General features: G+C 43.0%; 7 protein-coding genes. 4 read left to right on the top strand and 3 right to left on the bottom strand.

All coding sequences use genetic code 11. From position 1 onward, the window contains the following. On the bottom strand, positions 1-520 hold a 520-nt coding region (recR, locus tag QZZ43_RS08650; RefSeq protein WP_291857961.1), incomplete at its 3' end, for a recombination mediator RecR. A gap of 161 nt (positions 521-681) precedes the next feature. Between recR and QZZ43_RS08645 the strand changes: the two genes are divergently transcribed. From QZZ43_RS08645 to QZZ43_RS08630, 4 genes are all read left to right on the top strand, one after another. Beyond that, positions 682-2124 (top strand): sodium:solute symporter, encoded by a 1443-nt coding sequence (locus QZZ43_RS08645; RefSeq protein ID WP_291857960.1) that lies wholly within the window; start codon positions 682-684, stop codon positions 2122-2124. 80 nt (positions 2125-2204) lie between these two features. Next, entirely contained in the window at positions 2205-2783 is a 579-nt protein-coding gene (locus tag QZZ43_RS08640) for a LemA family protein (RefSeq protein ID WP_291857959.1), read from the top strand. A 337-nt stretch (positions 2784-3120) separates the two neighbouring features. Beyond that, positions 3121-3552, top strand: coding sequence for a TPM domain-containing protein (locus tag QZZ43_RS08635; RefSeq protein WP_291857958.1), 432 nt, complete (start codon positions 3121-3123; stop codon positions 3550-3552). A gap of 30 nt (positions 3553-3582) precedes the next feature. Then, on the top strand, positions 3583-4380 hold the full coding sequence (locus QZZ43_RS08630) for a TPM domain-containing protein (protein ID WP_291857957.1): 798 nt from the start codon (positions 3583-3585) through the stop codon (positions 4378-4380). A gap of 386 nt (positions 4381-4766) precedes the next feature. On the opposite strand, the gene QZZ43_RS08625 is transcribed toward QZZ43_RS08630, so the two are convergent. Beyond that, complete coding sequence (locus QZZ43_RS08625) at positions 4767-5510, bottom strand: C4-type zinc ribbon domain-containing protein (RefSeq protein ID WP_291857956.1); 744 nt, start codon at positions 5508-5510, stop codon at positions 4767-4769. Between the two features lie 13 nt (positions 5511-5523). Then, a partial coding sequence (locus tag QZZ43_RS08620; protein WP_291857955.1) for a Nif3-like dinuclear metal center hexameric protein occupies positions 5524-5777 on the bottom strand: 254 nt, incomplete at its 5' end.

The following is a 5777-nucleotide window of genomic DNA, read 5'->3' as shown; positions in this document are numbered from 1 at the left end:
CGGTTGAGAATTTAACCTGATAATGCTGAAACTTCCGGTAGAGGAAAAAGTTGGTCGTGTCTCCTTCCATTGTGGTGCTCAGTGCAAATATGATTTCTTTGACTTCCTGCGTCTTAAGTTTTTCTTCAAGCGGGGAAATGGTCAGGTCGTCGGGGCCGGTTCCATCCATAGGGGATATGAGGCCTCCCAGTACATGGTAGATGCCCTGATACTGATGCGTGTTTTCGATGGCCATTACATCACGTACGTTTTCCACCACGCAGACAACCGAGTGGTCGCGCCGTGGGTTCGAGCAGATTGAGCAAATGTCGCTGTCGGAAATGTTGTAACAGCTTTTGCAATATTTAATCTCATCTGCCAGTGTTGTAATGGCATCAGCAAACCCGTAAGCCGATTCCTTTTCCTGCTTCAGGATATGGAGAACCAGCCGGAGCGCCGTTTTTCTGCCAATTCCGGGCAGCTTGGAAAACTCATTTACCGCGGTTTCAAGTATCTTGGACGGAAATTGTATATCTGACATTGGTGCTTTTTTGTTGTTGCAAAGTTAATAAAATAACATAGTTATTAAGCGGATGAGTTGATGAGCTGGTGAACGGATGAGTTTGACGTTTTAAGGATTTAGAGTTCAAATAAAATTCTTTCTTTTGTATTCAGGTTAAAAACAATGCAACTCAATTTAATATGGATCCTTTACTCATACTATCCCTTATAGGAATTTATTTTGTAATCCTGATTTCGGTTTCGGTAATTACTGCGCGAAAGTCCGACAATGAAAGTTTCTTTCTTGGAAACCGGCGTTCGCCCTGGGTGGTGGTTGCCATAGGGATGGTGGGTGCTTCTTTATCGGGGGTGACGTTTGTATCGGTTCCCGGTTATGTGACTTCTGTTGGTTTTACCTATATGCAGATGGTGGCAGGTTTTTTTGTCGGTTATATGGTCATTGCTTTTATTTTGTTGCCACTCTATTATCGACTAAACCTTACTTCGATTTATTCCTACCTGGACGGACGGTTTGGTGTCAGTTCATACAAAACCGGAGCTTTGCTTTTTATAGCCAGTAAGGTGGTGGGTGCCGCTGCCCGGTTGTACTTGATGGCTGTTGTGTTGCAGATTGCCTTGTTCGACGGGTTGGGCGTCTCTTTCGGGACAACGGTTTCTGTTCTGATTGCGCTTATCTGGCTTTATACTTTCCGTGGAGGAATCAAAACCATTATCTGGACGGATGCTTTACAGACTTTTTTGTTTTTGACCTCTGTGGGCGTAACCATTTATCATATCGGACAGGAGATGAATATGGGGCCAGCAGGGCTGATTGATGCCATTGGGAACAGTGGTTTTTTTAAAGTCTTTGAATTTGAAGACTGGCATTCTTCTCAGCACTTTGTTAAGCAGTTTTTTTCAGGCATATTCATCACCATTGTTATGACCGGGTTGGACCAGGATATGATGCAAAAAAACCTGAGTTGCCGGAACTTAAAAGCGGCCCGAAAAAATGTTTTATCTTATGGTTTTGCTTTTGTTCCGGTCAATTTGCTTTTTCTTTCTCTGGGCGCTTTATTGGTCGTTTTTATGCAATTTAAAGGAATTGCCGTTCCTGAACGTGCCGATGACATGTTTCCAATGGTGGCAACGGGGGGTTATCTGCCATTATCGGTTGGGGTATTGTTTTTCCTGGGCCTTCTGGCTGCGGCTCTATCCAGTGCTGACTCAGCCTTGACTTCTCTTACAACCTCATTTTCGGTGGATCTGCTTCAGGTAAATAAACTAACTCCCGCGAGAGGCCGGAGAGTCAGGATGTTTGTACATCTTTGTTTTGCTGTTATTACAGGCATTGTCATCGTGGTGTTCCGGGAGGCAGGGCAGGATAGTATTATTAACACTGTTTATACCCTGGCAGGTTATACTTACGGCCCGCTACTGGGATTGTTTGCTTTTGGACTTTATACCCGGCGACAGGTTATGGATAAAATGGTTCCACTGATTGCTCTGGCTACACCGTTGCTGACAGGGATTATTGATTACAATTCATTAGATTGGTTTGGATTTAGTCTTGGATTTGAGAAGCTGATGCTCAACGGAGGGCTTGCGTTTGGTCTATTATGGCTGTTTTCACGCAAGGGTTAGTGACAGTTTGGCACTTGGGTTACTTTATGGAACTATATTTGATGCATTGGAACACAACTATAATCACTTAAATAGATAATATGAAACGAGTTAAATGGATATTTTTTGCCGCTTTATTGATACCTCTGTTGTCGAGTTGCGGTTACAACCAAATGGTGGAGCTGGATGAGAATGTAACTGCCAGTTGGGCGCAGGTTGAGAATGTTTATCAGCGACGGGCGGATCTGGTTCCCAACCTTGTGAATACTGTTAAGGGGTACGCCGCACATGAGCAGGAAACCCTTCAGGGAGTTGTTGAAGCACGCTCCAAGGCAACCAGTATCAATCTTTCAGCGGATGAGTTGAATGAACAAACGCTTCAAAATTTTCAGAAAGCTCAGGAGGGCCTTTCTTCTGCATTGTCGCGACTAATGGTGGTGATGGAGCGCTATCCCGACCTGAAGGCCAATCAGAATTTTATGGACTTACAGGCCCAGCTGGAGGGTACGGAAAACCGCATCGCAGTGGAACGGCGCAATTTCAATGAAGCTACAAGGGCTTACAATACCTACATCAGGCGTTTTCCGCGTAATCTGATTGCGGGGATGTTTAACTTTGAGAGTAAACCTTATTTTGAAGCAGATGCTGGGGCCAGTGAGGTTCCGGAAGTTCAGTTTTAAGCATTTAGAAGTGATAGTTGTTTTGATAAACGGGTTCGTTATGAAAATGCTCTCCAAATGGATGCTTACAACAGGTTCTAATTGAGGACATGTTGAGACGAAGCCAATATCCCTTATTGGTTCAACGTCATTTAGGGAGCAATTCTGCTGCGAATATTAACTTCGCGTTAGTATCTTAGCTCTGAAATTGAAGAGAACGGAGTCCAAAGGGCTCTTATATTTATAGCTATTTCAATAAAATCAATACCGACGCTGAAGGTGTCGAATACTTTTGAGTAGATTTGTTTTTGCCATAAGTACGCAGTATTGTGAATAACCATAAAAATGAAATATAATTATGGCCAAAAACCTATTTAATGAAGAGCAGAAAGAGAAGATTGTAAATGCCGTCAAAGAGGCAGAACTCAATACTTCCGGTGAAATTCGGGTGCATATAGAGAAAAGTTGTCCCGAAGATGTGATGGATCGTGCAGCCTATATCTTTGAAAAGCTGAAAATGCATAAGACTGAACTTCGAAACGGGGTGCTTTTTTATCTTTCCGTAAAGGATCGCAAATTTGCCATATTAGGCGATGCAGGCATTAATGCTAAAGTCCCCGGGGGATTTTGGGATGAGATTAAAGAGCTGATGCTGAATTGCTTTCGGAAAGAAGACTTTGCCGGAGGCCTTGTTCAGGGGATTCTTCGAAGCGGGGAACAACTGAAAACTCATTTTCCCTATCAGAAAGATGATGTGAATGAGTTAAACGATGAAATCTCGTTCGGATAAAGTTTAACTCCATCAAAAAAATAAAAATACATGAGACAAATAATAATAGCCCTTATTGGGGCATTGCTGATTTCTTTTTCTTCTTTTGCACAGGATGATTTCCCGCCCCGCCCCGAACCACCGAGGTTGGTTAACGATTTGGCCGGAGTGCTGGAGAGTAATGTAGCAGGACAACTGGAAAATACTCTTGTGGATTTTGCACGGCAGACCAGTACCCAGATTGCAGTGGTCACCATTCCCGATTTAGGGGGGTACGACCCCGGCAGTTATGCTTTCCAGCTTGCCGAAAAGTGGGGAATTGGCCAAAAAGGGAAGAATAACGGGATTTTGATTTTGGTTCAGCCCAAAACAAATGATTTAAAAGGGCAGGCCTTTATCGCCACAGGATATGGTTTGGAGGGTGTTGTACCCGATGCTGTAGCTAACCGAATTGTGGACAGTGAAATGATTCCACGTTTTAAGCAAAATGATTATACCGGAGGTGTTTTGGCGGCAGTGCAGGTCCTGGCCAATCTAACACGGGGTGAGTACACTGCGGATGGCTATATGAAAAAGACCGAAAGTAGTGGGTTCCCCGGAGCTTTGGTGATTATGATTATTTTCGGTGTCGTTTTTATTTCTGCATTTAGAAGTCAGAAATCGCGTCATAGCTCTGTTGGTCGGAGTCTGCCTTTCTGGATGCTTTTGTCCATGATGGGCTCGGGTGGAAGGAGTCACTCAGGCAGCTGGGGGAATTTCTCTTCCGGTTCAGGTTCCTTTGGAGGAGGCGGGTTTGGCGGCTTCGGAGGAGGTAGCTTCGGAGGAGGTGGAGCCGGTGGAAGTTGGTAAGGAATCAAATACTGACAAAAATGATTCACCACAAAGATGCGTACCTATTGGATTATTTAGTCAGGGATTAGTCTGACTAAATCCAAATTGTTAATTGCTTAGTAATTGTTCCTGTCCACGAATTTCAAGAATATAAAAACGGTTTTACAGTTTTTGTAACGTCGAGACCGTTAAAGTTCGCACATTATGTGTGACAAAATTCGTGTTATCTAAATTATCTATGGACAAAGGAAAAAAATTTAAGCCATTTTTATTTTCAAAGATTTTGTGGTAACCCTTTTCAGAAATGCATTATTCTGAAAAACTAAAAAAAAGAGCTGCTTCTGTTTGTTTAGAAGCAGCTCTTTTTTTGAGTTCTTGTAATCCTGTTGTAGTGATTTCGGTTTCTAGATTTCGCTGTCTACCAAAACACGTCCGCAATACTCGCATACAATCACTTTTTTGCGCGATTGAATATCCAGTTGACGCTGGGGTGGAATTTTATTGAAACAACCACCACAGGCATCCCGCTCAACGGTAACAACAGCAAGGCCGTTACGGGCATTTTTACGAATGCGCTTGAATGCAGTAAGCAGACGATCATCAATGTCTTTCTCTATTTCTTTGGCTTTCTTCTTCAGTTTATCCTCGTCATCCTGAGTGTCGGAAACAATATTTTCCAGTTCCTTCTTTTTGGATTCCAGGTCCGCTTTTCTGTCAGAGATCAACTCTTCAGAGCTGGCGACTGCCTCTTGCTTTGCTTTCATCTCAATTTCAAATTCTTTGATTCTTTTCTTGCAAAGCTCTTTTTCGAGGTTTTGGAATTCTATCTCTTTGTTCAGAGACTCAAACTCACGATTGTTACGAACGCTTGATTGCTGCGATTCGTACTTCTTGATCAGAAGATCCGCCTCTTTAATACCGTTCTTTTTGTCCTGTATGTTGTTATTCAGGTTTTTAACCTCGGAATTCAGGTTGGTGATACGGGTCTCCAGTCCCTCAACTTCGTCTTCCAGGTCCTGAACTTCCAGAGGCAATTCCCCCCGAAGCGTACGGATTTTATCAACATCAGACATCACTTTCTGAAGATTGTACAGCGCACGAAGCCTGTCTTCTACGGTCTTCTCGCCGGTATTTGTTTTTGTATCCATTTTTGCCATTCTGCTAATAGTATTTTATGGGATTGGTAGAAACGTTCGACAAACGGACTGCAAAATTAGGGATTTTTTTTGTAAGTAACTCAAAAAAAACTTCTTTAGTAAATTGTTCACTCTCGTAATGCCCTGTATCTGCTATGACTATTTTTCCGTCTGCTTCTGCAAATTGATGATATTTAAAATCGGCACTGACAAATAGGTCGGCACCGCTGGTAATGGCTTGTTTTAATAGAAAACTTCCGGAGCCCCCGCACACGGCAA

The sequence above is a fragment of the Marinilabilia sp. genome (genome assembly GCF_016278715.1).
GTDB lineage: Bacteria > Bacteroidota > Bacteroidia > Bacteroidales > Marinilabiliaceae > Marinilabilia.
The sequence above is the reverse complement of the archived record's forward strand: the minus strand, read 5'-3'. Positions and strand labels throughout refer to the sequence as shown.